Below are 20,439 nucleotides of genomic sequence, written 5' to 3'. Positions count from 1 at the left end.
GTCCCTTCCTGCTCAGCCCAGGTCCATGGCGGACATGCGGGCGTCGTGGTCGTACTGGTTGCCCAGGACGGTCTCGGCGGCGTCGGTGGCCAGGCCCTCGATCTCGACGAGGCCCTTCTCCCAGTCGATGACGCGCAGCGCACCGGACTCCAGGCGGAACGCCCGGTCGCCGGCGCTACCGAGGGCGGTGGCGCCGAGGCCGCGGCCCCACCCGTCGAGCGCAGCGACGAGGTCCTCGAACGCGGCGGTCTGGGCGGGGGAGAGGACCCGCTCGGGGGCGATGGTGTCCTTGCGGAGCCACCCGGTGCCGGTGGCGACGCCGCCGGCGTCGAAGACGGCGGGGATGGGCCCGGGGCCGGGGATGCGGTCGTTGACCCAGTCGGCGAACTGGCCGCCGGTGGCGCGCAGGACCTTGGCCATCATGGTGCCCCAGTCGCCGAAGGAGCGGAGGCGGGAGAACCAGTCGGGGACGTCGCGGACCATGGACGCCACGGCGGACAGGGCGCCGGCGAGGCTGCTGCTGGTCCCACCCCCACCGGTGGTGCCGCCGAAGGGCAGGGGGCTGCCGTTGAGGTAGGCGAGCGCGGCCTCGGGGGTGCCGCCGGGGCGGACCTCGAAGTGGAGGTGGGGGCCGGTGGAGTTGCCGGTGGAGCCGATGTTGCCGATCTGCTGGCCGGCCATCACGCGGCCCAGGCCCTCGGCGATCGCGGAGAGGTGGCCGTAGATGGTGGTGAACCCGTCGGTGCCGGTGACCCACACCGACTTGCCGTAGCTGTCGGCGCCGAAGTCGTAGGCGCGGGCGGTGCCGGCGTGGGCGGCGAACACGGGCAGCCCGTAGTCGGCGGTGCCGGGGATCGAGATGTCGATGCCGGTGTGGCCGGGGTACTGCGGGGACAGCGACGTGAACGTGGTGGGCCACACGGTGCGGTTCAGCAGGTCGGGGCGGCCGATGACGCCGCCGCCGGCGAACATGCCGAGGTCGGAGCCGGTGGTGATCGCGGCCAGGGTCGCGCCGAGGGCGTCGCGGCCGCGGCGGGCGGCACGGTTGAGCAGGTCGACCGCACGGGAGCCGCCCATGAGCCGGGTCCACTCGGGTCGCATGACGGCCTCGCCGCCGGACAGCGCGAGCCGGCCGCCGGTGGGGGAGGTGAAGGTGTGCACGTCGCGGCCCGGGGTGTAGCCGGGCAGCACGCCGCCTGTGGCGTACTCCCAGCCGGCGGTGGAGACGGTGTCGACGGAGTCCACGCCGGGCAGGGCGTTGATGACGGGGACCAGGCCCTTGTTGTAGACGGTCTCGACCATGAACTTGATCGGGTCGGCGGCGGCGGCCTGGAGGTCGGACCAGATGTCGGTGATGGCGTCGACGGCGGTGCGGAAGGCGTCCTCGAGGCGGGGCAGCAGCGCGTCAGAGCCGCGCCACAGGTGGTCGGCCCACCAGTCGGCGATGTCCTTGAAGGTGGTCTTGAGGTCGGCGAGCTCCCCGAGGAGCTTGGCGTCGATGACGCCGCCGATGCCGCCGAAGGGACCGGAGACGAGGTCGGCCAGGGAGCGGAACGCCTTGCCCCAGTCGCCCTGGAAGGTGCCGGAGACGAGGTTGAGGACGTCGGCCAGGGTGGTGGAGAGCAGCTCCAGGGCGGTGATGCCGATGCCGAGGTTGACCGACAGCTGGTCACCGGAGAGGTGCGCGAGGCCCTTGAGGATCGGGCGGACGGCGGGCCAGAACTCCTCGAAGGCCGGCTGGAGGTCGTCGGAGAGGATGGTGGCGAGGTCCTCGAGCTCGGGCTGCCACCGCTTCCACGCGCGCCGGTACTCACCGGACAGCAGGCCGGCGAAGTCGCTGATGGCGTCGTAGGCGCCGGAGAAGATCTCGGTCAGCGGCGCGAGGGCGGACTGCAGGGCGGGGGAGTCCTGCACCAGCTGGCTGATCGCGATGAGGGCGCCGGTGATGGCGACGGGGGCCGCGATGGGCACGCCGGCCCAGACGCCGATGGCACCAGCGATGGCCGCCATGATGCCGATGGTCGAGGGGTCCATGTCCCCGATGGCGTTGAACGCGTCCGTCAGCCGCACGAGGAGCAGGTCCCCGACGGGTGCGAGGGCGCGGGCGAGGCCGGAGAAGCCGCTGACCACGCTGCCGATGAAGCGGCCCACGATGGGCAGGGACTCCGCGGCGTAGGCCAGGAATTCCTGGACCTGCGGGTTCTGGCCGGCGGTGCGACCGAAGTCGGCGAAGGACCCGGCGAGGTCACCGAATCCGGTGTCGACGTCGGCCAGGGCCCCGACGAGCCCACCGAGACCGACGGCGATGTTGCCGAAGAACCGTCCGATGCTGACGATGGCGCCGCTGGTGGAGCCGGTCAGCCAGTCCAGGAACCGCCGCCCGGTCGCGGACCCGGCGAAGTCGGAGAGGTCGGAGAGCAGGGTGCTGACCCCGTCGGCGGCGGCCGCGACCAGGGGCACGAGGTCGGGGAGGACGTCGGAGAACAGGTCGAGGGCCTGCGCGGCGAGCCCGAAGACGGGGACGGCGGTCGCGTCGGTGAAGTCGCGCCACGCGCCCTTCGCACGGTCCAGGGCGGTCACGAACACGGCAGCCGGGCCGGTCATGGCGGCCATCGACCCGGCGAGCTCGGCCTGCGCGTCGGCGTAGTCGGCGGAGGCCACCGCGGCGGCGTCCCGGGCCTGCGCGAGCTGCTGGTCGGCCCGGGCGACCGCGCGGGCACCGTCGGCACGGGCCCGGTCCAGGGTCCGCTGCGCGGCCGCGACCTGCCGGGCCGCGTCCGCCCGGGCGTCGCCGAGGGCGGCCTCGGAGTCGGCCAGGTCCTGGTTGGCGTCCCGCAGCGCGTCCTTGGCGGCCACCACGGCGGAGTCACCCTCGACGCCGGCGGCACGGTCCTTCTTCGCCTGCCGCTGCAGGTCGTCGCGCGACTTCTGCGCCTCCCCGTAGGACGCCTGCGCTTCCTTCAGCGTCTGCCGGGCCTGCTCGATGGCCAGCTGAGACGATGCCGGGTCGGCCAGGACCTCGTTGAGGCGCTCCTGGGCGGCCGTCACCGACAGGGCGGCACCGGACTCGGCGAGCGCGGCCGCGCGGAGCTGGCTCTCGTAGTCGGCGAGCTTCTGCCGGGCGGCGTCGCGGGCGTCGGTGAGGGCGTCCTGCGCCGTGACCGCGTTCTGCTGCGCGGTCGCGACCTGGTCCTCGGCGGAGGCGACGCTGGCGGCGGCCTGCCGGCGGGCGTCGGCCAGCGCACGCTGCGCGTCGGCCACGGACCGGGCCGCGGACCGCTCGGCGTCCGCGACGGCCTGACCGGCGGCGGCGACCTGCTGCTGCGCGGACGCGAGGCCGCGGGCGGCGGTCTCGGCGGACTTCTGCTGCTGCTCGAGGTCCTTCTGCGCCTGGAGGACGGGCAGGATGTTGCCCAGCAGCGCGCCGGCGAGCACACCGACCCCGGCCGCGGCCGCCGTGAGCGCGGCAGCGGCGGCGGAGGCGGCAGCGACGAGCGCGGCGCCCATCGGAACCGCGGCGGCGGCCACGGCCAGGATGGCGGAGGTCAGCGCCCCGGCGCGGCTGGTCGCCCCGGACAGGAACGACAGCAGCCCGGAGCCCGACGTGGCCCCACCGAGGCCGCCGGCAGAGGCGTTGACGCGGGCGTTGGACCGGTCGAGCTCCTCGACCTGCTTGCGGATCGCGGCCAGCTGCGTGGCGGCCAGCAGGGTGTCTGCCTTGACGTCGATGTTCACCGACTCGTCGGAGAGGCGGTTGAGCTCGACGCGGACGGCCTCCAGCTCGGCCAGCGCCTCCCCGGTGTCGATGTCCACGCTCAGCCGCTTCTCCGAGAGCGTGGTGAGCTGGGCGCGCAGGTCCTTGATCTTCTGCTCGGCGGCGTTGGACGCGACACCGATCTCGGCCGGGGGGAGCGCCTTGAGCGCCGCGGTGACGCGGCGGCGCACGGTCCGATCGAACCCGCCGGCGAACTTCTCGCCCGCCTTCTCGCCGCTGCCCTGGGGGTTGTCCGGGACCAGCGGGATCTTCGGGCCGCCGCCGGGGAACTCCTTGGCCAGCTGCCGACGGACCTCCGCCGACCAGCCCTTGAGGGAGGGCTTGACGGTGATGTGCGCGGTACCGGCGTCGGGTCCCATGACCGTCATGGCACGTCACCTCCATCGTGGGTCTGCGGGGTCCAGCAGGGCAGGGCCGACCAGGGGTCAGCCAGCGTGGTCAGCTGGTGGGCGGGGCGGGCGCCGGGTGGTTGGCGTCCCAGCGGGCCTGGGCGGCCGCGATGCGCGAGGTGGTCCGCTCGCGGGCCTCCTCGCGGCGCTTCTTCCGCAGCTTCTCGGTGGCCGTCATCGGCCGCGGGAGCGGCGGGAACGACACCTTCCGTCGTGCACCCTGGGAGACGAGGGCTTGGAGCAGCGCGACGGTCTGGGCCTGCATCTGCCACTCGGCCGTCATCTCGGTGAGGGCGATCTGCGGCTCACGGTCACGCCCGGCGGTGATGCGGTCCTCGAGCATCTCGGCGAGCTCCTCGTCCTGGGCCAGCGCGTTGCGCAGGTGGCTGGTGGAGGGCAGGTGGTCGGCCACGTTGAGGATGAGCCGGTAGCGGCGCTGCGCGCAGAGCTCGGTCAGGAGCCACCCGCGCTCGAAGAAGTCGACCTCGAGCGCAGCTCCGTACCGGTCGATCAGCTCCGCGCAGCGATGAAATCCGCGAGGCCGAAGTGGTCGGCGGCGGCCTCGTTGAACTTCGACAGGGCGCGGATGGAGATGTGGTTCTCCAGCATCTCGTCGGCGTCGTCGGGGAACAGCAGCCGGAACGTCATCTCGGGGTCGCCGTTGATGAAGTCGGCCAGGACGCGGAAGTCGAACTCCATCGGGTCCAGCGACTCGTATCGCTTCCCGCCGAGGACGACGGGGAACGGCTCGGCCTCCTCGGAGGCAGTGTCGAAGTTGAAGCCGACCGGGGCCGGGGTGTCGTTCCGGGGCCGGGAGGTGGTGGTCTTCTTCGCGGCGGTCTTGCGGGGGGCGGTGCTCTTGCGGGCGGTGCTGGTCATGGTCGTTCTCCTGGGCAGGTCTGGGCAGGTGGGCAGGCGAGTGCGGAGCTGGTGGTGGACCGGGGGCTCAGGCGCGGGGGTCGTCGTCGTCCGCGACCAGCGCGGCGATCAGGTCGGCCTTGGTGGCGTCGGAGGTGACCTCGATGAGGTCCTCGGTGCGCGTGCTGTTGCGGAGGTCGATCTCGGCGCGCAGCTCCGGCTTGGTCAGGTCGTCGTAGGTGCCGCCCTGGGTGTGGCCGGCGACCATGATCGGCTCGGCGTACCCGGCGCCGGCCGTGGCCTCGGTGAACAGGCGGGGGCGGGACCGGTACTTCTCGATCGTGGTCGGGTCGCTGGTGGTGATCTCGATCGACTGGGAGTTGAGGAAGGTGACGGGCTGGGGCATGACGGCTCCTCGAGCAGGCGGGACACGGGGGTAGGGCAGGCGAGGCCGTGCTGGTGGTCGTGCTGGTGCCGGTGGGGCGGGGCGCCTGCCCAGCCCCCGCCCCACCGGCGGTCAGGAGGGTGCGGGTCAGCCCGCCGCGGGCTCCCAGCCCATGGCCTCGCGCAGGCCGGAGAAGCCGGGGCCGCCCATGAAGTGGCACACCGAGAAGCCGGCGGTCTCGTCCTTGAACGCGGTGATGGTCAGGCCGTAGGACTGAGCGTTGTCGCCGTCGGACCAGGCGCCCGGCGTGGTGCCGGTGACCTTCGCGCTGGCGAAGTACTTGCCGAAGTAGATCTCGCCGAAGTCGGTGTCGTCGACGGACAGCGCGAGCAGCCGGAACTCGCGGGCGTCGGGCAGCGACGGCTCGGTGATCACGACCTCCTTGGCGGACCCGTCGGCGCCGGAGAGCTCGACACCGACCTGGAGGCCCAGGGTCTGGAGGTTGGTCTCCAGGCAGGTCATGCTCAGCGTGTGGGTGACGCGCCGGACGTCGGTGCGGACGGCCTCGACGGAGCCGTGCGCGGACAGCTCGCTGTTCTCGACCTCGCGGGCCCAGCTCAGGCCCTCGTCGGAGTGCCAGCCCAGCGACTTGAACGTCGACGGGATCTCCAGGTCGGTGGTCGTGGCGCTCATGATCGTGGTGAGCAGGTCGGCCTCGATGTCGTCGATCATCACGACGGCGTCGAGGCTCTTGCGGATCAGCTTGCGGTCCTTCGCGGTGGTGACGAAGTCGTTCCAGGTGGCCATGGCCGGTCTCCTTGATGGGTGGGTGCGGCGGGGTGGTGCGGTGCGGGCCCCGCCCATGCGGGGAGTGCGGTGCTACTGGGCAGACGAACGGTGGGCGCCGGGCCCGCGAGTCACTCGGGGAGGTCGCGGGTAGTGATGCGCCAGATGGACGCCAGGACGATCAGCTCGTCCGGGTACGGGACCTGCACGGCGGCGGACTCGTTGCGCCAGGAGTCGATGCGCCGCGGCCCGTTGGTGGGCTGCCAGCGGCCGGCGAGGTGGGCCTCGAGCTTCTGCTGCGCGGCCCAGGCGTTGTCCCAGGTGTCGGCGTACAGGGACAGCTGGAGGCGGGCGGTGACCTGCCAGGTCACGGACAGGCCACCGATGAGCGCGCACTCGACGACGGCGCCGTGGGCCGCGACGAGTGCCGCGGGGCCGTCTGCGCCGAGGACGGCCACCCCGTAGGTGTGGCCGGTGTCGGTGGTGGAGTCAGGCAGGGCCCGGGCGAACTCGACGTCGGTGACGTGGTGCGCCGCGGCCAGCTGCAGCGGGGTGGACGGGTCGTGCTCGAGGGGCAGCGGGCCGACCACGGGTCACCGTCCGGGGGCGATGGTGTCGGCGACGCGGGCCAGCGTGTGGTGGCGCCGCTCGACGGCCCGGGCGTAGGCGACGTCCGCGACGATGTGCGCGGCCGCGCGCGAGGTCGGGTAGGAGTCGGTGCCGGTGGTGACGTGCCCGGACTCGGCGTACCGGTTGCTGACGCGGGGTGCGATGGCCTGGAACACGGTCAGGCCGGCGGTCGCGCGGGCGGTCATCGCGGCGGCCATGGCGGGGCTCTCGAGGAGCACCTGGATGCCGGCGCTGTTGCGGTCGTACCGGATGAGTCCGCTCATGCTCGGCCTGCCTTCCGGGTCAGGTGGATCTCGGCGCACGCCTGGCGGGCGGTGAGGTCGTTGCGGTGCCGCTGGACCTCGCCGTCGATCTGCCACACCCCGGCGACGCCCTCGACGGTGATCTCGTCGGTGGCGGGGTCGACGTCGGCGTCGTAGGCGGCGAGCAGGCGGGGGCTGGAGGAGATGGACATCCCGGGGCCGAGGACGGCGCTGGTGGTGCCGGGGTCCCACGCGCAGCTCAGCAGCGGGGGCGGCTGGTCAGGAGCGATGGTGCGGGACTGGGTCCGGTCATCGCGGATGTACCGGGTGACGGTCGCGGTGCGGCCGTGCTGGAAGGGCCAGGGCATGGTGGGTGGCCTCTCAGCGGCGGCGGCCGGTGGGCAGGTAGCCGGGGCTGGTGCGGATGGTGCCGAACCGGCCGCGGCCCGGCCGACGGGTGGGCACGAGGTCGCGCAGCGCCGCCTTGTCGGCCTCGGTGAGGGTCGGCTTCGATGCGCGGTCGACGAACGACACGGTCGAGGGGCCGATGCCCTCGGAGGCGACGTTGCTGACGCCGGCGGACACGGCGCGGAGGATGGCCTCGGCGATGATCGACTTCGCCTCGGCGGCGATCTCGGGCGCGACGGTCCCCTGGAGGCCGGGGACGTTGCGGCCGGTCCAGCCGAGGACGCCGTCGAGGAGGACCTCGGCGCGGGCTCGCTGGGGGTCGTTCCACGCGGGGTCGGCCAGGGCGGCGATGTCGTCGATGGTCACGAGGGTCACCGCGGGCATGGGTCCTCCTGCTGGCCTGGTGTGGGTGCGCTGGTGACGGCCCGGGCTGGGCCGTCACCAGCGCGTGGTCACTCCGACGTGGCGGCGTCGTCGTCCGCGACGAGCGCGGCGATCAGGTCCGGCTTGTTGCCGGGCCCGGGGACCTGGATGAGGTCGGCGCCCTCGCGGTCGTCCTCGCCGTTGCGGCGGGACACCTCGGCCTCCAGGTCGGCCTTGGACCACTTGCTGTAGTCCGTGGCCTTCTGGGTGCCGGTGAGGTTGCCGGGGTGGACGAGGCTGGTGGCCCAGTCCGGGATGGGCTCGTCGGCCAGCAGCGCGGTGGCGTCCATCGTGTCGGGGTGGCGGACGACCAGGGTGTGCCGGAGCACGGGCTTCTTGCCCGAGGTCACTCCAGCACCTGGATGGCCATGGAGGCGTTGGGGGAGACGAGGATCGGCTCACCGATCGCGTCGCCCTCGACCTCGATGGAGGAGCCGACCTTCTCGTCCTTGAAGACGCCGCAGACGATGCCGGGCTGCTCGTCGGACTCGATGCCCCACGAGGCGTACCCCGAGGAGACGGTGCGGCCCCAGTAGGTGGCGCCCAGGAGGGAGCCCTCCTCCTCGTCGACCGCGACCGGCTCGGGGAGCAGGTACACCTTCTTGGGGTCCAGGACCTTGGTGGCGACGCCGCCGACCTGGACGGTGCGCTCGTAGATCTCGTAGGTCGGCAGGCTCGCGCCGTCGCTGTAGGAGCGCAGCTCGTCGGCCTGCGGCGGGCGGGAGGCGTTGCCCACGAGGGTCTTGAACTGGTCGCCGGCCGCGAACGCGTTGTAGGCGGCGCGGCTGCCGAAGACCATGCGGCCGGGGGCCACGTGGTTGTTGAGGCCCTCGTAGACCTCCATCCAGCCGCGGACGGCCTCGAGGCGGTCCACGGTGGTGTCGGCCCACCAGTTGCCGGCACCGGCGACCACGGAGAGCGACGCGTCGCGCTCGAAGTCGTCGTTGATCCAGAAGTTGTCCTGGTCGACGACGACCTTGCCCTGGTCGATGGTGCGGCCGCGGGTGAGCTCCTGGCGCATGGAGATGGCCTGGACGTTGCGCTTGATCGCGTTCTCCAGGCCCTTGCGGACGCGGTCGTCGGAGAGCCGCGCCAGCTCCTTCTGCGTGATCTCGTCGATCGGCTCGCTGCGGGCGATGGACGGCAGGTCGATGGAGCGGCGCTGGATGCCCTGCCCCTTGCCGACCTCGGGCCGGGCGTTGAACGCGCGGTAGGAGGCGACGTCGACCAGGCCGTTCTGGCCCGGGTAGAACTTCACGTGGTCGGACTCGACGAACACGTTGGGCAGGAAGCGGGCGAGGGTGCCGCCGCGCTGCTGCTCGATCACGTACTGCTCGTCGCGGGCGATGGCGGTCGCCTCGACGGGGTCGATGATGTCAGTCCAGAGAGGCATGGTTCATCAGCTCCCGAAGAAGAAGCGCGCCTGCGGCGCGGTGGTGGGCGGGGTGAAGGCGATCGGGAGCCGGGCGACGTTGATGTTGCCCCGCGTCACGAACGAGATGTTGACGTCCTCGGACCCGTCGGCCTTGAAGTCGCCCTTGACGAAGCCCAGGACGGCGCCCGCCTCGTCGACGAAGGGGACGATGGCGTCGAGGTCGGAGACGTCGACCGGGAGGCCGGAGGGCAGGTAGCCGTCCGGGAAGTGGGTGGCCTCGGTGAACCCGGAGATGTCGGCGACACCGGTGAGGGCCTCGTCGAGGCCGTCGGTGTTCCGCATCCAGGAGAAGTCACCGGTGCCGAAGCTGGTGGTCTTGAGACCGGGCATGGTGGTGCCTTTCGGTGAGAAGGGTCAGGTCAGTTCTTCGCTTCGCGAGCGGCGCGGCGCTCGGCCATGTGGGCCGCGATGGACCCCCCGCCGGTGCTGCCGGAGCGCTTGCCGCCGCCGAAGTCGCGGCGCTTGTCCTTGTCGTCCTCGTCGGCCGTGGCGGCCCGGTCGAAACGCTTCGCGAAGGCGGCGAGCGAGTCGGTGTCGACGCGCCCGTCCTTGACGAAGTTGGTCACGTTGAAGTTCTCGGCGAGGGCCTTGGCGGCGTCCTCGCTGTGACCCTGGAGGGTCAGCTGTGCGATGAAGATGGCCGTGGCGGCCTCGTTGCCGGCCAGGGCGAGCGCCTCGGCCTTCCCCTGCTCGCGGGCCTCTGCGATGGCCTGCTCGGAGGGAGTCATCTGTGCCCGACGGATCTCCGCGAGCTCGCTGAGGTCCTTGCGGACGTCGTCGAAGCTGCGGTCTCCGGTCAGGCTCTTGTAGCGGCCCTCGTGCTTCTGCGACTGGTGTCGCCAGTACGCGGCCTGCTGCTTCTCGGTCATCTCGACGACCGGGGTCCCGCGGGGGTAGCCGAGGTCCTGCGACTTGTCGTCGCCCGTCCCTCCGCCACCCTGGTCGCCACCCTGGTCGCTGCTGCCGCCGCCCTTGCTGTCGTCGGCGCCGCTGGCGCCGTCGTCGTTGCTGGGGTCGTCGGGGGAGGCGCCCAGGAGGGGCCAGAACACGCGGCCGCTGGGCGAGACCCACAGCGCCTGGAGGAGCTCTCCGGTGCGGGGGTCGCGGGCGGTGTGGTGGACCGGCAGGGCGGTGGGCAGGTGGGTCATCGTGATGCTCCCTTGTCGGGTGTGGGTGGTGCCCGTGTCGGGCGGTTGCCCCGTCGTCCCCGCGGTGCGGTGGTGACGGTGGTCGGTGGGGTGGCTCAGGCGGTGATGGCGCGGAGCTTGGCGACGCGGTCGCGCTGGTAGGCCAGCGGCCCGGCGACGTCCTCGCCGGCGGCCGCGCGGGACTCGAGGCTGTCCAGGACCGGCTCGAGGGCGGCGAGCTCGCGGCGCGCCCGGGCGATGGGGTCGCCCTTCGGTGCGTCGCCCTGCCGCTGGAACTTCTGGCCCTCGACGCCGAGGACCGGACCGAGCTCGCCGTGCTCGTTGACCTGGTACCGGACCCGCTTGAGCGCTGCGCCGTCGGTGCCGCCGGCGTCCTCGTACAGCTGGTCGAGGTCGATGCTGACGGCCTCGTCGGCGGTGTCGCTGTCCGGCGCGACCGTGCACTTGCAGCGGTCGTGGATGGGCAGCAGCTCGGCGACGGAGTACAGCCGGTCGGCGGCGGCCAGGCACAGGCCGCACACGCCGGTCGCGGACAGCTCGGGGTGGACGATGCGCCGGTAGTGGGTGACCCCGGAGGCGCGCATCTGCAGCATCTCGCCGTCGCGGCGGGCCACGGTGAGGTCGTCGCGGACGAGGGTGAACAGCCGCTCCTGCGCCGCGGTGGTGGCGGCCGCGGTGTCCTCGGTGAGGGCGTAGGTCAGCCGGTATGCCTCGGCGGGCCGGGAGTAGACCTGCTCGAGGTCGGCGCCGAGGCGGGCCGCGGGGAGGTTGATGGCTGGCGCCTTCTCGCGGACCGCGTCGAGGCCGGCGAGGACCTCCCGCACGTAGGCGGCGCCCAGGCCACCGGTCTGCTGTCGGGCGGGCTGGAGGATGCGGACGGACCGGGCGGCGAGGTCGCTGACCTGCGGTCGGGAGTACCAGCCGGTGAACGCAGCCCACAGGGTGAGCCAGATCGACGCCTGGGTGGCGGTGGTGACCTGCTGGGCGGCGGCGGCCTCCTGCCGGGACCACGCCTGCAGCTGCTGCGCGGTGAGCGGCATCAGGCGCCGCCGGCGCCCTGCGTGCCGCTACCCGCCCCCGTCGCCCCGGTCGAGGTGGCGCTGGTGGCGGCGTAGAGGAGGTCCGTGGCCTGCTGGGCGGCCCACTGGTCACGCAGCCGCTCCTGCACGTCCGCGGGGGAGTACTGCAGGATGTCGGTCCAGATCGCCTCGCGGGGCAGGATGCCGGCGAGCTGCGACGCGGCCTGCGACATCTCGCCGAGGGAGAACCGCTCGATCGGCGCCCACAGGCACTCGATCTGCGAGACGTCCGCGCGCTCGGTGTCGCCCTGGAACAGGAACGCCATGGCCAGCGTCTCGGCCCACGACCCCTCGGTGCGGTCGCGGCGGTCCTGGACCTTGTTGACGTGCTCCTCGCGCATCGCGGTCGCGCCCTCGGCTGACCCGTCGGCGGAGTCGGGGGTGATCGAGTACAGCGGTATCGCCAGGGCGGCGGCGAAGTGCTCCAGCTCGGTTTTGATCGAGTTCACCAGCGGGGTGACGTCGACGTTCTGCGACTCCCAGATCTCGGCGTCCTTCGGCAGCCGCCACATGGCGTCCGGCGCGGAGGTGAAGATCCCCGACAGGTCGGCGTCGGCGGAGTACAGCGGGTTCTCGTCGTCGATGCCGGCGTCCGCGGTGGCCTCGGCGTCCTCGAGGAGGTCGTCGCTGTCCTCGTCGGGCAGCTTGACCGCACGCTGACGGAACGCCTGGATCTTGCTGATCCACCACTCGTTGAACAGCTTGTCGTTCATCCGGTCGAGGCTGTCGAGGTGCCGCTCGAACTCCCCGACACCGTCCTTGTTCCGGAACCGGACCATCGCGACCCGGCCACCGGGCACGGTGTCGGCCTTGGCGTCGACCCACTCCCAGCCCTTGCTGAACCGCCACATCCCGGTGCGCCGCAGCGAGGTGGCCCCGTCCAGGCGGGCGACCAGCAGCCGCCCGGGCAGGAACAGGTACGCCCAGTCGCAGTCGTTGGTCTCGTCGCGGAACAGCTTCAGCCCGGCCAGGGTCTCCCCGGTCTGGGGGTCCTCGGCGGTGATGCACTCCAGCGGGCTCTCGGCGGTGATCAGCGCGTGCGAGCGGCCCCCGTCGGGCGGGATGACGATGGCGTAGGCGTCACCGAGGGCCAGGCAGGTCTCGTGGATCTCGCGGATCTTGACCTTGAGCTTGTTGCGGCGCATCAGCCGGCGGGCCTCGACGTCACCCAGCTCGTCGTCCGCCGCGGCGGTGCGGAAGTCGCGGATGCCCATGCGGGTCGCCGGCGACGACACGGCCAGCCCGGCGATGTTGAGGCGTCCCATCCGCACGTACCGGCGGAACGGCTCGGCCCACCCAGCGTGGATGTCATCGTGCAGCGGCGGGTCGCCACGCAGGTAGTCGTCGAGCAGCAGCAGCGGCGGACGGACCTTGCTGGAGGCCACCCCGGCGCGGTTCCAGCGGCGACGGCCGTCGCGGCCGACACGGCGGTCGTGGAGCTGCGTGGCGAGGGTGTTGAACCACCAGCCGGGGCTGTTGCGGACCTCGACGTCGATCGGCATGCGGTCACACACCTCCCTGGTGGTGGTCGGTCAGCGGATGCGGCGCACGGACGCCTTCTTCTTCGGCCGCTTCAGCGCACCGCGGGCGATGGCGTCGAGACGGCCCTGGTGGGCGAGGACGGCGCAGACGGCGGCGTCGATCTTGTCGGGCGAGTCGGGTGTCCGCTTGGCGATCTGGACACCGGTCCGAGACGGCACCATGCGGGCATTGACGAGGTGCTGGGTGAGGTACAGGCCCCCGTCGAAGCTGATCTCCTTGTCGAGGACCGCCCCCTTGAACGTGTCCAGCGCCTTGACGGTCTTGATCGACCGGGCGCCGGTCATCCACCACTCGATGGGGTGCTCACGGGACGCCTTGACCATCAGGTTCGCGCCCCACTTCGCCTCCCACTTCGCGACGTAGGACTCCCACCCGGCGGGGTCGGCGTAGAACGCGACGACCTTCCAGGTCGCGAACGCCTTCGCGATGGCGGCCTCGACCTCCGGCACGGGCGGCGACCAAACCTTGTCGCGGGGCCACTTCGTGGGCTGCTCCCACACGCTGGTCGGGAACGGCTCGAAGATGTGCCCGTCGCTGATCCGGCACGCGATGAGTGCGGTGGCGTCCGTGACGCCGCGTCGGCGGCCGCGGGAACCGTCGAACCCGAGGGCGATGGCCTCGCCCGGCTTCACGGTCTTCGCGGTGTCCTTGATGCCCTCCAGCTCGAGCATCGAGAGCCACGAGTCCTCGCGGGAGGTGATCTGGTTCAGGAAGAACCGGCGCGAGTCCTCGACGCTGGCGTCCGGGTCCCAGAAGTCCTCGATGACGCGGTCCAGAGCGACCCAGCCGCCGTTGACGTCGGCGGAGTCGCCGTAGGCGTGCGCCAGCCCGTCGCGCAGCGACTTCTCGTCGTAGATGTCGACGGACTCCGGTGCACCACGGTGGTCCAGCAGGATCGTGGCCTTGGCCCGCGACCCTGGGTTCGCGAGCCGCTTCTGCTGGGCGTGGTACGCCTTGAACGACCGCTCGGCCACGGTGTTCTCGCCGGGCGCGTAGGCGTTCGGCGACTCGATCGACGACCCCTGCGTCTTGGTCAGGTTCCGTCGCACCGCCGCGGCCAGCTTCACGCCGCCGTTGGACTCCCGCCACGCCTCGGTCTGGTCGAGCACCGCGAACACCGGCCGGCCACCCTCACGGGTGTCGCCGGCGGACGTCGCGAACTCCATCCGCATCCGCGGCCCGGAGATGAACGTCTCCATCGGGTCCAGGCCGTAGTCGTCGATGAGGTGCTCGGACCCGCGGACCATCTCCAGCATCGGGTCCCAGGTGTTCTGCGTCTGGTCCTCGGCCGTGGCCAGGACCTGCACCTTCGCCTTGAAGCCCAGCGACGTCCACGGCCGCCCGACCGGCTCGCCGTTGGCGTCCCAGCCGTCGAGGATCACGTCGCCGACGGCCTCGACGATCGCGAGCGCGCCGAGGATCGGGGACTTGCCCCATCCCTTCGGCCGGCACAGCAGACCGCGGTTCGTCATCCGCGCGTTGACCAGGCTGCGGCCCGTGATCGCGGGCCCCGTGAACGTCGGGTCCACCCGGTAGAAGTTCAGGATGAACTGGGCCTGTTCCGGCGTCAGCTCGAGCGGATCACCGGCGGACGGGCCGTCGGGCACCACCAGGTACTCGGTCAGCCAGTCCAGGACGTCGTACCCGAGAGTGGGGACCTCGCCCTCGTACTCGGGTCCCCGCCACGGCACCGGTCACCCGGCCGTCGGGCGAGGCTTCCCCCCGGCCGTCACGAGACGACCTTCAGGTCGCGGTACTTGCTGCTGTTCCGGCTCGACCGCGGCGTCGGCGCGGACGCCGGCGTCGCGTCGTCGATGATCTCCCACCGCAGACGCAGCATCGCCTGGTCGTTCAGCCCGAGGCGGTCCTCACGCTGACGTGCCTCCTTGGAGTCGTCCAGGGAGCCGGCCTCGGCCTTGATCTGGTGGCGGGTGAACAGCGCGACCTCGCGGAACCAGCCGCGCTTCTCCCACTGGGTGGCCTGGGGCAGCTTCCACAGCTGCGCCCACAGCGTCTTCTCGCTGCGGGCCAGCGTGGTGCGCAGCGCCTTCGCCTCCCGCAGCGTGGTCTCCACCCGGCCACGCTTCTTCCGCAGCGCCGCCCGCTCACGCGAGATGGTGCACGCCTCGAGGTCAGCCTCGATCCCGCGGAGCTCCTGCTCCAGGCCGGTGATCTTTGCGGCCAGCCCGATGTCCGGGGGCAGCGGCCACTTCGGGGTGCGGCCCGATCGGCCGGAGGCGGGGAGCCGGGTCATGGCGACGCCGGCGTTGCGGCGGGCCCGCTGGTCGGCGGGCTTCGGGGGAGGACCCATTCCGGGCATGGCGGTCTCCTTGTCGGAGGTGAGATGCCCGTGGCGGGCGCGTGGCTCGGCTGATCGCCGAGGGGTACTTCAGATCGCCCAGACCCGTACAGAAGGCGAGCGACAGTGCGCTCCGGCGACCAGGTGACCCCCAGGGGGTACCTCCCCACCCGGGGGTCAGGACAGGCCGGGGTGACGCTCGGGCTGCCGCTTGGCGGCGCCGTAATAGCGGGCTCGGCCTCGCTGGATCTCGGTCTTGGTCTTCGCGTCGTGGCAGACGGTGCACGCTCCCTGGCCGTTGGCCGGGTCGTGCTCGGCGCCGCCCTCGGCGACGGGAACGATGTGGTCTGCGTGGCCGGCGGTGCCGGTGCAGCCCGGGCCCTGGATCTGGCACCAGCCGGCTGCGTTGGTCAGGACCTGCCGTGCCCACGCCTTGTGAGCGGCGGTGCTGGTGCGGGTCTGGCCGCGGCTCCAGGGCATCAGCCTGGGCCGATGCGGTTGCCGCGGGGCTTCTCGCCGCGGGCGACTCGGGCGAGGTCGGAGCCGGGGTAGTAGCCGAAGACGTCGTGGTACCAGGTCGTGGCGATGCGCTTGGCGCGTTCCTCGCCGACGTACTTGCGGAGCTGGTTCTTCAGCGACGTCCACGGGTGCGGCTTGTTCACCCATTTCGCGAGGCCGCGGGGGTCCTTGGTCCAGTACCGCTTGAGCTCGTTGTCGGCCGGGTTCGCGTCGACCATGGCGACCTCCAGCACTGCTCTGGGTTCCGGAACGATGAAGGGCCCGACGCCTTCCCCGGCTGTCGGGCCCTTCATCAGGAGACACCTCTCCCGCTGGCAATATGTTGCCTTAGGTGGATCCGGGTTGTCACGCGTTCCTCTGAGACCGGCGTGTCACGTAGTCGCGGTACTGGTCGACCAGGGGCTGTAGGTCGGCTGGCCGGTAGAGCGGGACCATGCCGCCGCGGCCTCGGCCGGGGATGATGCCGACCGGGCGGATGCGGCCGGCTGCACGCCACTCCCTGATCCGTCCGGAGGGGATGCCGAAGTGCTCGGCGGCCTGGCTGGTCGTCATCCGCACACCCTCGCGCGTCAAGCCTTACCTGCCTTACGTCGTCTGCGTTCGTTGGCGTGGAACCGTCGGTCCTCGCGCCTGAGGACCTCGAGCCGGTCAGCGCAGGTGGCCTCGTCGTCGTGCGCCACGACGGCATCTGGCTGCCTGTCTGCGCCCGCATGCGCGGCCCGGGCTCGGGCGTCGTCGTTGGTCCACCAGGGCGAGCGTGCGTAGCGCTCGCGGAGAAGGTCTCGGATCACGTCGTCCACGGTCGGCCGCCTCCCTTCCCTCGGCCGCGGGTGTAGGCGGAGGCGATCCAGAGGATGGCCAGGGTGAGGCCGAGGACTGCTGCGCCGGCCATCAGCGGCGACCGGGGTTCTTGGGGTGGGTGTAGCGCCAGCGCCAGAGGATCATGGCGGCGCCGGCCATGCCGCCGATGAGTGCGGCGAGGTCGTCGAGGTGGCGTCTCACAGGATCACCCGTGCGAGGGCGGTGACTGCGGTGGTGCCGGCGATGGTGACGAGCATGAGGACTAGGACGAGGACGCAGCCCATCTGCGTGCGCAGCTTCTCGTGGCGCTCGTCGTGGGCCTTGTTGATCTTCTGCTGCTCCTGCCTGGTCTGCTCGAGGTCGTGGCGGAGCTGCTCGACGGGTGGGACGAGCGGGTAGTCGTCGGGGTCTCGCACGGTGGGCTCCTAGCGTCGGGTGCGGGGTGGGCTGAGGCGGGTGCGCTTCTTGGGCTTCTTCGTGCCCTTGGGGTGGCCGTAGTGCCAGCGGGGGCCGCACTGGTAGGCGTGGAGGCCGGAGTCGTGCGGGTGGTTCCGCTCCATGGCGTCCTCGGCGGCGCGGCGGGTGGGCCACGAGGTCTTCCCGCACGAGGGGCAGCGGTAGCCGCCGCTCATGCGCCGGCCCACCACGAGCAGCGGTCGATGACCCGCTGGTAGGCGGCGGCGACGTCGGGCGGGACCTCGGTCAGCAGGACGTCGTCCGCGGTGCCGTGCGCTGCGTCGGGGTCGCTGCCGTCGATGCGGTCGAGCCGGGCGACGGCGCTGTCCGGCTCGGGGCCGTCGGCTGCGAGGATGGTGGCGTCGGCGATGAGCTCGTGCTGCTGCTCGACCAGGCGGTCGATGTGCGCGCGGAGGCCGGTGACGCTGACCTCGCCGCGCTTGGTGCGCAGGGTGCGGTCGTCGAGGATGCGCCTCAGCTCGTCGATGACGGCGGGTCCGAGGCTGGTCACGACGGGCTCCCGGGGTCCTGGTCGGGTCGCGTCTGTCCGGGCCGACCGACTCGGTATCGCTGGGCACATCCGCACTCTTGGTTGGAGCAGAACGCCTCGGCGCAGCAGTCCTCGTCGCACCCCCAGCAGCATCCGCACGCCGGGCACAGCGAGTCGTGGAGGACGGTGTGGTCGTAGTGGTCATCTGGGGTGCAGGCCCTGTCGTGAGTCCGCAACGGGCGACCGTTGGCACTCCGGTCAGTCTCGTCAGCCACGGTCGCCCTCCGATCCGGGCCGACGGATGGCAATGCCAACGGAATCCGCCTCCGGGTTGCTACGTGACGGGAACGCGGCAGCCGCCGTTGCAGCGTCGGGTCCGGGCCGACGGGTCGGCAGGTACCGCCGCTTCACCAGTAGTAGGCGCCCGTGCTTGCGGTCGCCGACGCCCCACCAGCGATGCACGACCTCGCGCCTCTGGAAGGTCTGGTCCCCGCAGGTCACGGCGAGCCCAGGCTTCCGGTAGACCCAGTGCCCGGCCATGAAGGGGCCGATGCGGCGCTCGAACCAGATTTCCTTCTTCAGGCGGACCGGATTCGGCTCGGTGAGCGTGCGCCCCTCCCAGACGACGGAGAGGCCGGTGCGCTCGGTGAAGATCTCGGCGAGTTCGGCGATGCCGTCCAGGGCGGGGCCGGCGACGAACGCGCCGAACAGGGCTCCGATCAGCCAGGCGGCGGCCAGGATGACGACGGTGTCCACTAGTCGGCCTCAGATCCGGGCCGATCGACCCGCGAGAAGTCATAGTCGTCATCGGCGTACTCGTCGGGGCATCCGTCGGAGCAGATCCATCCGGTGGGCTCGTCCATCTCGTCACGCTCTGCGACAACGCACCACCAGTCCTCTCCGCACTCGTCACAGGTCGTCCAGACCCCGCGAGTGCTGGCGGTCGCGATGCGCATGCCTTCGGCGTCGCACTCAGCCACGGTCGGCCTCCGATCCGCGCCCAGTGGCGCAGGTGTGGCACATGCGCTCGCCGAGGCCGACTGCGCCGATGTAGACCAGGTCGCGAGAACCCTTCCCGCAAGCGGTGGCGGCATCATCCGCGAGCGACTGCGTCAGGTAAACGATGCCTCGCCTGGACACCATCAGGTGCTTCCAGTCTGTCTCCGCAGTCGGCTCAGGCATCCGAGCCACCTCCGATCGCGGCGCGGAGGCGGTCGGTCCAGGCGTCATCGAGCCGCTGGATGTAGCCCTGCCATGCGACGTAGGCGACGCCGTGGCCGGGCATGGTCGGGGTCATGTCGAAGCCGACGCCGGCCTCGGCCAGCGCCTCCACCCGCGCCACCGTCGCCCGCAGCCGCTCCAGCTCGACGTGCGGGTCCGGCAGCACGTCGCTTCCCTCGCTGTTCCAGCCGCCGGACGCCATGCCCTCGTGCTCGTGCACCAGGTCGGCGATCTTCGTGAACAGGTCTTCGGCCTGCTCCGGCGTCACGTCGTAGACGCACGCACCGATCTCGTAGTGCCTGTCCAGGTCAGCCACGGTCCTGCTCCTCTCGCTCGGTGGGGTCGTCCATGCGGGTGCGCATCCCGGTCCGCTCGAGCACGTGCCGGCCCAGGTAGGACCGCTCGTCCCGCTGCACCCACCCGGCGGCGCGGATGACGTCGGCGACGTGCTGCCACTGCCAGATGGTCGACAGGGCGGAGTTGACCAGGGTGTCGAGGTCGCCGGCGCCGCAGATGCACGCCCGTCGGGTCGCCGCCCGGGCCTGGTGCACCTCCAGCAGCGTCACCAGCGGGTCGGGGGTCTCGGTCTCGCTCATGCGGTGCCCTCCTCGGGCTCGGTGGTGGTGGGGCAGTCGCAGTCCTCGCCGATGACACATTCGCGGCCGACGTGGATCTCGCAGAAGTGGCCGTCGCCGCCGTAGGCGGGTCGGGCGTCGATGCCACAGCGGCAGCAGCGTTCCCCGGCCGTGGGCTGCGTGCGGGGCCCCTCGATGCCGAGAAGCAGGGAGGCGGGGACTCGTTCACCCCTTGCCCTGAGCTCGGCGGCCCGGGCCTGCTTGTCGAGGGCTGCGTCACTGAAGATGCTGGCCTCGGCGCTCATCGGTCGGTCACCTCGTCGGAGTCGGGACGGACAGAGGTGTCCGCAGCCTCGGCTTCAAGCCGCTCAGCGACGGCGGCGATTGCCTGCTTGAAGGTGGCATCCTCGGGCGCCAATCGACGCATTTCGCAGGTCCCACAGACCAGGCATCGGGTGTCCTGGTCCGCCTGCCACCCGAAGTCGTCGCGCCAGATGGTGACCCTCCCCTCGGGGACGATCCTGCACCGGCCGGTCACGAGTGCTGCCCATCGTGTCCGGGGGCGAGCAGGCAGTAGTCGCCCTCGCCCATGTCGAAGCCGCAGGAGTTCGCTGCGGTCCACCGGACGCGGCCGTTGGTGGCGGTGTAGGTGGCCGGCATGGATGCATCCGGGTACTCAGCCACGGTCGGCCTCCTTCGTGGACGACGGCTCGGGACGGACAGAGGCGCTCCCGGCCAGCGCGAGAGTGGGCGCGCACAGGACGTCCGTGACGGCGCCCGAGCCGGGGAACAGGTCGTCCACGACATCGAGGTCGGCGTCGTACCCGAGGCCGTCCAGGACCCACCGGGTCCACGCCTCGGGCTTGCGGCCGGGGAACCCGGACTGGACGCCCGCGACCAGGATGGGCTGCACCTGGGGCTCGCCCCGACGGCGGCCGCGGCGCCCCTCCGGGATGCGCAGGACAACAGCCTCGACGG

At 71.9% G+C, this 20,439-nt stretch carries 31 protein-coding genes; all 31 read right to left on the bottom strand.

The genetic code is table 11. The features are described from left to right. Positions 1 to 12 precede the first annotated feature (12 nt). Positions 13 to 4,143 (bottom strand): peptidoglycan DD-metalloendopeptidase family protein, encoded by a 4,131-nt coding sequence (locus tag M8330_RS22195; RefSeq protein WP_284704989.1) that lies wholly within the window; start codon positions 4,141 to 4,143, stop codon positions 13 to 15. 70 nt (positions 4,144 to 4,213) lie between these two features. Then, entirely contained in the window at positions 4,214 to 4,576 is a 363-nt protein-coding gene (locus M8330_RS19680; RefSeq protein WP_250828722.1) for a hypothetical protein, read from the bottom strand. A gap of 98 nt (positions 4,577 to 4,674) precedes the next feature. Then, a complete protein-coding gene (locus M8330_RS19675; RefSeq protein WP_250828721.1) occupies positions 4,675 to 5,043 on the bottom strand; it encodes a hypothetical protein in 369 nt (122 codons plus the stop codon). A 67-nt stretch (positions 5,044 to 5,110) separates the two neighbouring features. After that, complete coding sequence (locus tag M8330_RS19670; RefSeq protein ID WP_250828720.1) at positions 5,111 to 5,428, bottom strand: hypothetical protein; 318 nt, start codon at positions 5,426 to 5,428, stop codon at positions 5,111 to 5,113. Positions 5,429 to 5,554: 126 nt separating this feature from the next. Beyond that, a complete protein-coding gene (locus M8330_RS19665) occupies positions 5,555 to 6,214 on the bottom strand; it encodes a hypothetical protein (RefSeq protein ID WP_250828719.1) in 660 nt (219 codons plus the stop codon). Between the two features lie 110 nt (positions 6,215 to 6,324). Next, positions 6,325 to 6,783, bottom strand: a complete 459-nt coding sequence (locus tag M8330_RS19660; protein ID WP_250828718.1) for a hypothetical protein — start codon at positions 6,781 to 6,783, stop codon at positions 6,325 to 6,327. A gap of 3 nt (positions 6,784 to 6,786) precedes the next feature. Next, positions 6,787 to 7,086: a hypothetical protein gene (locus M8330_RS19655; RefSeq protein WP_250828717.1), complete on the bottom strand. Its 300-nt coding sequence runs from the start codon at positions 7,084 to 7,086 to the stop codon at positions 6,787 to 6,789. After that, on the bottom strand, positions 7,083 to 7,433 hold the full coding sequence (locus M8330_RS19650) for a hypothetical protein (RefSeq protein WP_250828716.1): 351 nt from the start codon (positions 7,431 to 7,433) through the stop codon (positions 7,083 to 7,085). The genes M8330_RS19655 and M8330_RS19650 overlap by 4 nt, the downstream gene beginning before the upstream one ends. A 13-nt stretch (positions 7,434 to 7,446) precedes the next feature. Beyond that, positions 7,447 to 7,857, bottom strand: a complete 411-nt coding sequence (locus M8330_RS19645) for a hypothetical protein (RefSeq protein ID WP_250828715.1) — start codon at positions 7,855 to 7,857, stop codon at positions 7,447 to 7,449. 68 nt (positions 7,858 to 7,925) lie between these two features. After that, entirely contained in the window at positions 7,926 to 8,246 is a 321-nt protein-coding gene (locus M8330_RS19640) for a hypothetical protein (RefSeq protein WP_250828714.1), read from the bottom strand. Beyond that, positions 8,243 to 9,289: a major capsid protein gene (locus tag M8330_RS19635; RefSeq protein WP_250828713.1), complete on the bottom strand. Its 1,047-nt coding sequence runs from the start codon at positions 9,287 to 9,289 to the stop codon at positions 8,243 to 8,245. Before M8330_RS19635 ends, M8330_RS19640 begins: the two co-directional genes overlap by 4 nt. Before the next feature lie 6 nt (positions 9,290 to 9,295). Further along, complete coding sequence (locus tag M8330_RS19630; protein WP_250828712.1) at positions 9,296 to 9,661, bottom strand: hypothetical protein; 366 nt, start codon at positions 9,659 to 9,661, stop codon at positions 9,296 to 9,298. A gap of 29 nt (positions 9,662 to 9,690) precedes the next feature. Then, on the bottom strand, positions 9,691 to 10,479 hold the full coding sequence (locus M8330_RS19625; protein ID WP_250828711.1) for a hypothetical protein: 789 nt from the start codon (positions 10,477 to 10,479) through the stop codon (positions 9,691 to 9,693). A 95-nt stretch (positions 10,480 to 10,574) separates the two neighbouring features. Then, positions 10,575 to 11,519 carry a hypothetical protein gene (locus tag M8330_RS19620; RefSeq protein ID WP_250828710.1) on the bottom strand — a complete coding sequence of 315 codons (945 nt, stop codon included), beginning with the start codon at positions 11,517 to 11,519 and terminating at the stop codon, positions 10,575 to 10,577. After that, positions 11,519 to 13,060 carry a phage portal protein gene (locus M8330_RS19615; protein ID WP_250828709.1) on the bottom strand — a complete coding sequence of 514 codons (1,542 nt, stop codon included), beginning with the start codon at positions 13,058 to 13,060 and terminating at the stop codon, positions 11,519 to 11,521. The genes M8330_RS19620 and M8330_RS19615 overlap by 1 nt, the downstream gene beginning before the upstream one ends. Positions 13,061 to 13,090: 30 nt before the next feature. After that, positions 13,091 to 14,791: a terminase large subunit domain-containing protein gene (locus tag M8330_RS19610; RefSeq protein WP_250828708.1), complete on the bottom strand. Its 1,701-nt coding sequence runs from the start codon at positions 14,789 to 14,791 to the stop codon at positions 13,091 to 13,093. A 38-nt stretch (positions 14,792 to 14,829) separates the two neighbouring features. Then, the gene (locus tag M8330_RS19605) at positions 14,830 to 15,420 is read right to left on the bottom strand and encodes a hypothetical protein (protein ID WP_250828707.1); all 591 of its coding nucleotides are present in this window, start codon (positions 15,418 to 15,420) and stop codon (positions 14,830 to 14,832) included. Between the two features lie 156 nt (positions 15,421 to 15,576). Beyond that, the gene (locus tag M8330_RS19600) at positions 15,577 to 15,879 is read right to left on the bottom strand and encodes an HNH endonuclease (protein WP_250828706.1); all 303 of its coding nucleotides are present in this window, start codon (positions 15,877 to 15,879) and stop codon (positions 15,577 to 15,579) included. Further along, the gene (locus M8330_RS19595; protein ID WP_250828705.1) at positions 15,879 to 16,136 is read right to left on the bottom strand and encodes a hypothetical protein; all 258 of its coding nucleotides are present in this window, start codon (positions 16,134 to 16,136) and stop codon (positions 15,879 to 15,881) included. Before M8330_RS19595 ends, M8330_RS19600 begins: the two co-directional genes overlap by 1 nt. A 127-nt stretch (positions 16,137 to 16,263) precedes the next feature. After that, entirely contained in the window at positions 16,264 to 16,470 is a 207-nt protein-coding gene (locus M8330_RS19590; protein WP_250828704.1) for a helix-turn-helix domain-containing protein, read from the bottom strand. A 17-nt stretch (positions 16,471 to 16,487) separates the two neighbouring features. Then, complete coding sequence (locus M8330_RS19585; protein WP_250828703.1) at positions 16,488 to 16,718, bottom strand: hypothetical protein; 231 nt, start codon at positions 16,716 to 16,718, stop codon at positions 16,488 to 16,490. A 198-nt stretch (positions 16,719 to 16,916) separates the two neighbouring features. After that, positions 16,917 to 17,135 (bottom strand): hypothetical protein, encoded by a 219-nt coding sequence (locus M8330_RS19580; protein ID WP_250828702.1) that lies wholly within the window; start codon positions 17,133 to 17,135, stop codon positions 16,917 to 16,919. A gap of 9 nt (positions 17,136 to 17,144) precedes the next feature. Then, the gene (locus M8330_RS19575) at positions 17,145 to 17,351 is read right to left on the bottom strand and encodes a hypothetical protein (RefSeq protein WP_250828701.1); all 207 of its coding nucleotides are present in this window, start codon (positions 17,349 to 17,351) and stop codon (positions 17,145 to 17,147) included. Continuing rightward, positions 17,348 to 17,686: a hypothetical protein gene (locus M8330_RS19570; RefSeq protein ID WP_250828700.1), complete on the bottom strand. Its 339-nt coding sequence runs from the start codon at positions 17,684 to 17,686 to the stop codon at positions 17,348 to 17,350. Before M8330_RS19570 ends, M8330_RS19575 begins: the two co-directional genes overlap by 4 nt. A gap of 246 nt (positions 17,687 to 17,932) precedes the next feature. Then, complete coding sequence (locus tag M8330_RS19565; RefSeq protein WP_250828699.1) at positions 17,933 to 18,421, bottom strand: hypothetical protein; 489 nt, start codon at positions 18,419 to 18,421, stop codon at positions 17,933 to 17,935. Between the two features lie 216 nt (positions 18,422 to 18,637). Then, positions 18,638 to 18,847: a hypothetical protein gene (locus M8330_RS19560; RefSeq protein WP_250828698.1), complete on the bottom strand. Its 210-nt coding sequence runs from the start codon at positions 18,845 to 18,847 to the stop codon at positions 18,638 to 18,640. Continuing rightward, the gene (locus M8330_RS19555; RefSeq protein WP_250828697.1) at positions 18,840 to 19,202 is read right to left on the bottom strand and encodes a hypothetical protein; all 363 of its coding nucleotides are present in this window, start codon (positions 19,200 to 19,202) and stop codon (positions 18,840 to 18,842) included. The genes M8330_RS19560 and M8330_RS19555 overlap by 8 nt, the downstream gene beginning before the upstream one ends. Then, the gene (locus M8330_RS19550) at positions 19,195 to 19,482 is read right to left on the bottom strand and encodes a hypothetical protein (RefSeq protein WP_250828696.1); all 288 of its coding nucleotides are present in this window, start codon (positions 19,480 to 19,482) and stop codon (positions 19,195 to 19,197) included. Before M8330_RS19550 ends, M8330_RS19555 begins: the two co-directional genes overlap by 8 nt. After that, complete coding sequence (locus M8330_RS19545; RefSeq protein ID WP_250828695.1) at positions 19,479 to 19,766, bottom strand: hypothetical protein; 288 nt, start codon at positions 19,764 to 19,766, stop codon at positions 19,479 to 19,481. Before M8330_RS19545 ends, M8330_RS19550 begins: the two co-directional genes overlap by 4 nt. Before the next feature lie 229 nt (positions 19,767 to 19,995). After that, positions 19,996 to 20,145, bottom strand: a complete 150-nt coding sequence (locus M8330_RS19540; protein ID WP_250828694.1) for a hypothetical protein — start codon at positions 20,143 to 20,145, stop codon at positions 19,996 to 19,998. Next, positions 20,138 to 20,439: hypothetical protein (locus M8330_RS19535; protein ID WP_250828693.1), on the bottom strand; the 302-nt coding region annotated here is incomplete at its 5' end. The genes M8330_RS19535 and M8330_RS19540, both read right to left, overlap by 8 nt.

It is taken from the genome of Nocardioides bruguierae (genome assembly GCF_023656415.1).
Classification (GTDB): Bacteria; Actinomycetota; Actinomycetes; order Propionibacteriales; family Nocardioidaceae; genus Nocardioides; species Nocardioides bruguierae.
Note: the sequence above shows the minus strand (reverse complement) of the source record. Positions and strands in the feature narration are given on the sequence as shown.

Bases quoted from the DNA above. Each gene is read 5' to 3' on its own strand.
- M8330_RS19650 (WP_250828716.1), bottom strand. From the start codon at position 7,433: ATGCCCTGGCCCTTCCAGCACGGCCGCACCGCGACCGTCACCCGGTAC.
- M8330_RS19575 (WP_250828701.1), bottom strand. From the start codon at position 17,351: ATGAGCGGCGGCTACCGCTGCCCCTCGTGCGGGAAGACCTCGTGGCCC.
- M8330_RS19620 (WP_250828710.1), bottom strand. From the start codon at position 11,519: ATGCCGCTCACCGCGCAGCAGCTGCAGGCGTGGTCCCGGCAGGAGGCC.
- M8330_RS19670 (WP_250828720.1), bottom strand. From the start codon at position 5,428: ATGCCCCAGCCCGTCACCTTCCTCAACTCCCAGTCGATCGAGATCACC.
- M8330_RS19635 (WP_250828713.1), bottom strand. From the start codon at position 9,289: ATGCCTCTCTGGACTGACATCATCGACCCCGTCGAGGCGACCGCCATC.
- M8330_RS19595 (WP_250828705.1), bottom strand. From the start codon at position 16,136: ATGGTCGACGCGAACCCGGCCGACAACGAGCTCAAGCGGTACTGGACC.
- M8330_RS22195 (WP_284704989.1), bottom strand. From the start codon at position 4,143: ATGACGGTCATGGGACCCGACGCCGGTACCGCGCACATCACCGTCAAG.
- M8330_RS19615 (WP_250828709.1), bottom strand. From the start codon at position 13,060: ATGCCGATCGACGTCGAGGTCCGCAACAGCCCCGGCTGGTGGTTCAAC.
- M8330_RS19560 (WP_250828698.1), bottom strand. From the start codon at position 18,847: ATGCCTGAGCCGACTGCGGAGACAGACTGGAAGCACCTGATGGTGTCC.
- M8330_RS19550 (WP_250828696.1), bottom strand. From the start codon at position 19,482: ATGAGCGAGACCGAGACCCCCGACCCGCTGGTGACGCTGCTGGAGGTG.
- M8330_RS19630 (WP_250828712.1), bottom strand. From the start codon at position 9,661: ATGCCCGGTCTCAAGACCACCAGCTTCGGCACCGGTGACTTCTCCTGG.
- M8330_RS19625 (WP_250828711.1), bottom strand. From the start codon at position 10,479: ATGACCCACCTGCCCACCGCCCTGCCGGTCCACCACACCGCCCGCGAC.
- M8330_RS19600 (WP_250828706.1), bottom strand. From the start codon at position 15,879: ATGCCCTGGAGCCGCGGCCAGACCCGCACCAGCACCGCCGCTCACAAG.
- M8330_RS19655 (WP_250828717.1), bottom strand. From the start codon at position 7,086: ATGAGCGGACTCATCCGGTACGACCGCAACAGCGCCGGCATCCAGGTG.
- M8330_RS19545 (WP_250828695.1), bottom strand. From the start codon at position 19,766: ATGAGCGCCGAGGCCAGCATCTTCAGTGACGCAGCCCTCGACAAGCAG.
- M8330_RS19590 (WP_250828704.1), bottom strand. From the start codon at position 16,470: ATGACGACCAGCCAGGCCGCCGAGCACTTCGGCATCCCCTCCGGACGG.
- M8330_RS19665 (WP_250828719.1), bottom strand. From the start codon at position 6,214: ATGGCCACCTGGAACGACTTCGTCACCACCGCGAAGGACCGCAAGCTG.
- M8330_RS19605 (WP_250828707.1), bottom strand. From the start codon at position 15,420: ATGCCCGGAATGGGTCCTCCCCCGAAGCCCGCCGACCAGCGGGCCCGC.
- M8330_RS19675 (WP_250828721.1), bottom strand. From the start codon at position 5,043: ATGACCAGCACCGCCCGCAAGAGCACCGCCCCCCGCAAGACCGCCGCG.
- M8330_RS19645 (WP_250828715.1), bottom strand. From the start codon at position 7,857: ATGCCCGCGGTGACCCTCGTGACCATCGACGACATCGCCGCCCTGGCC.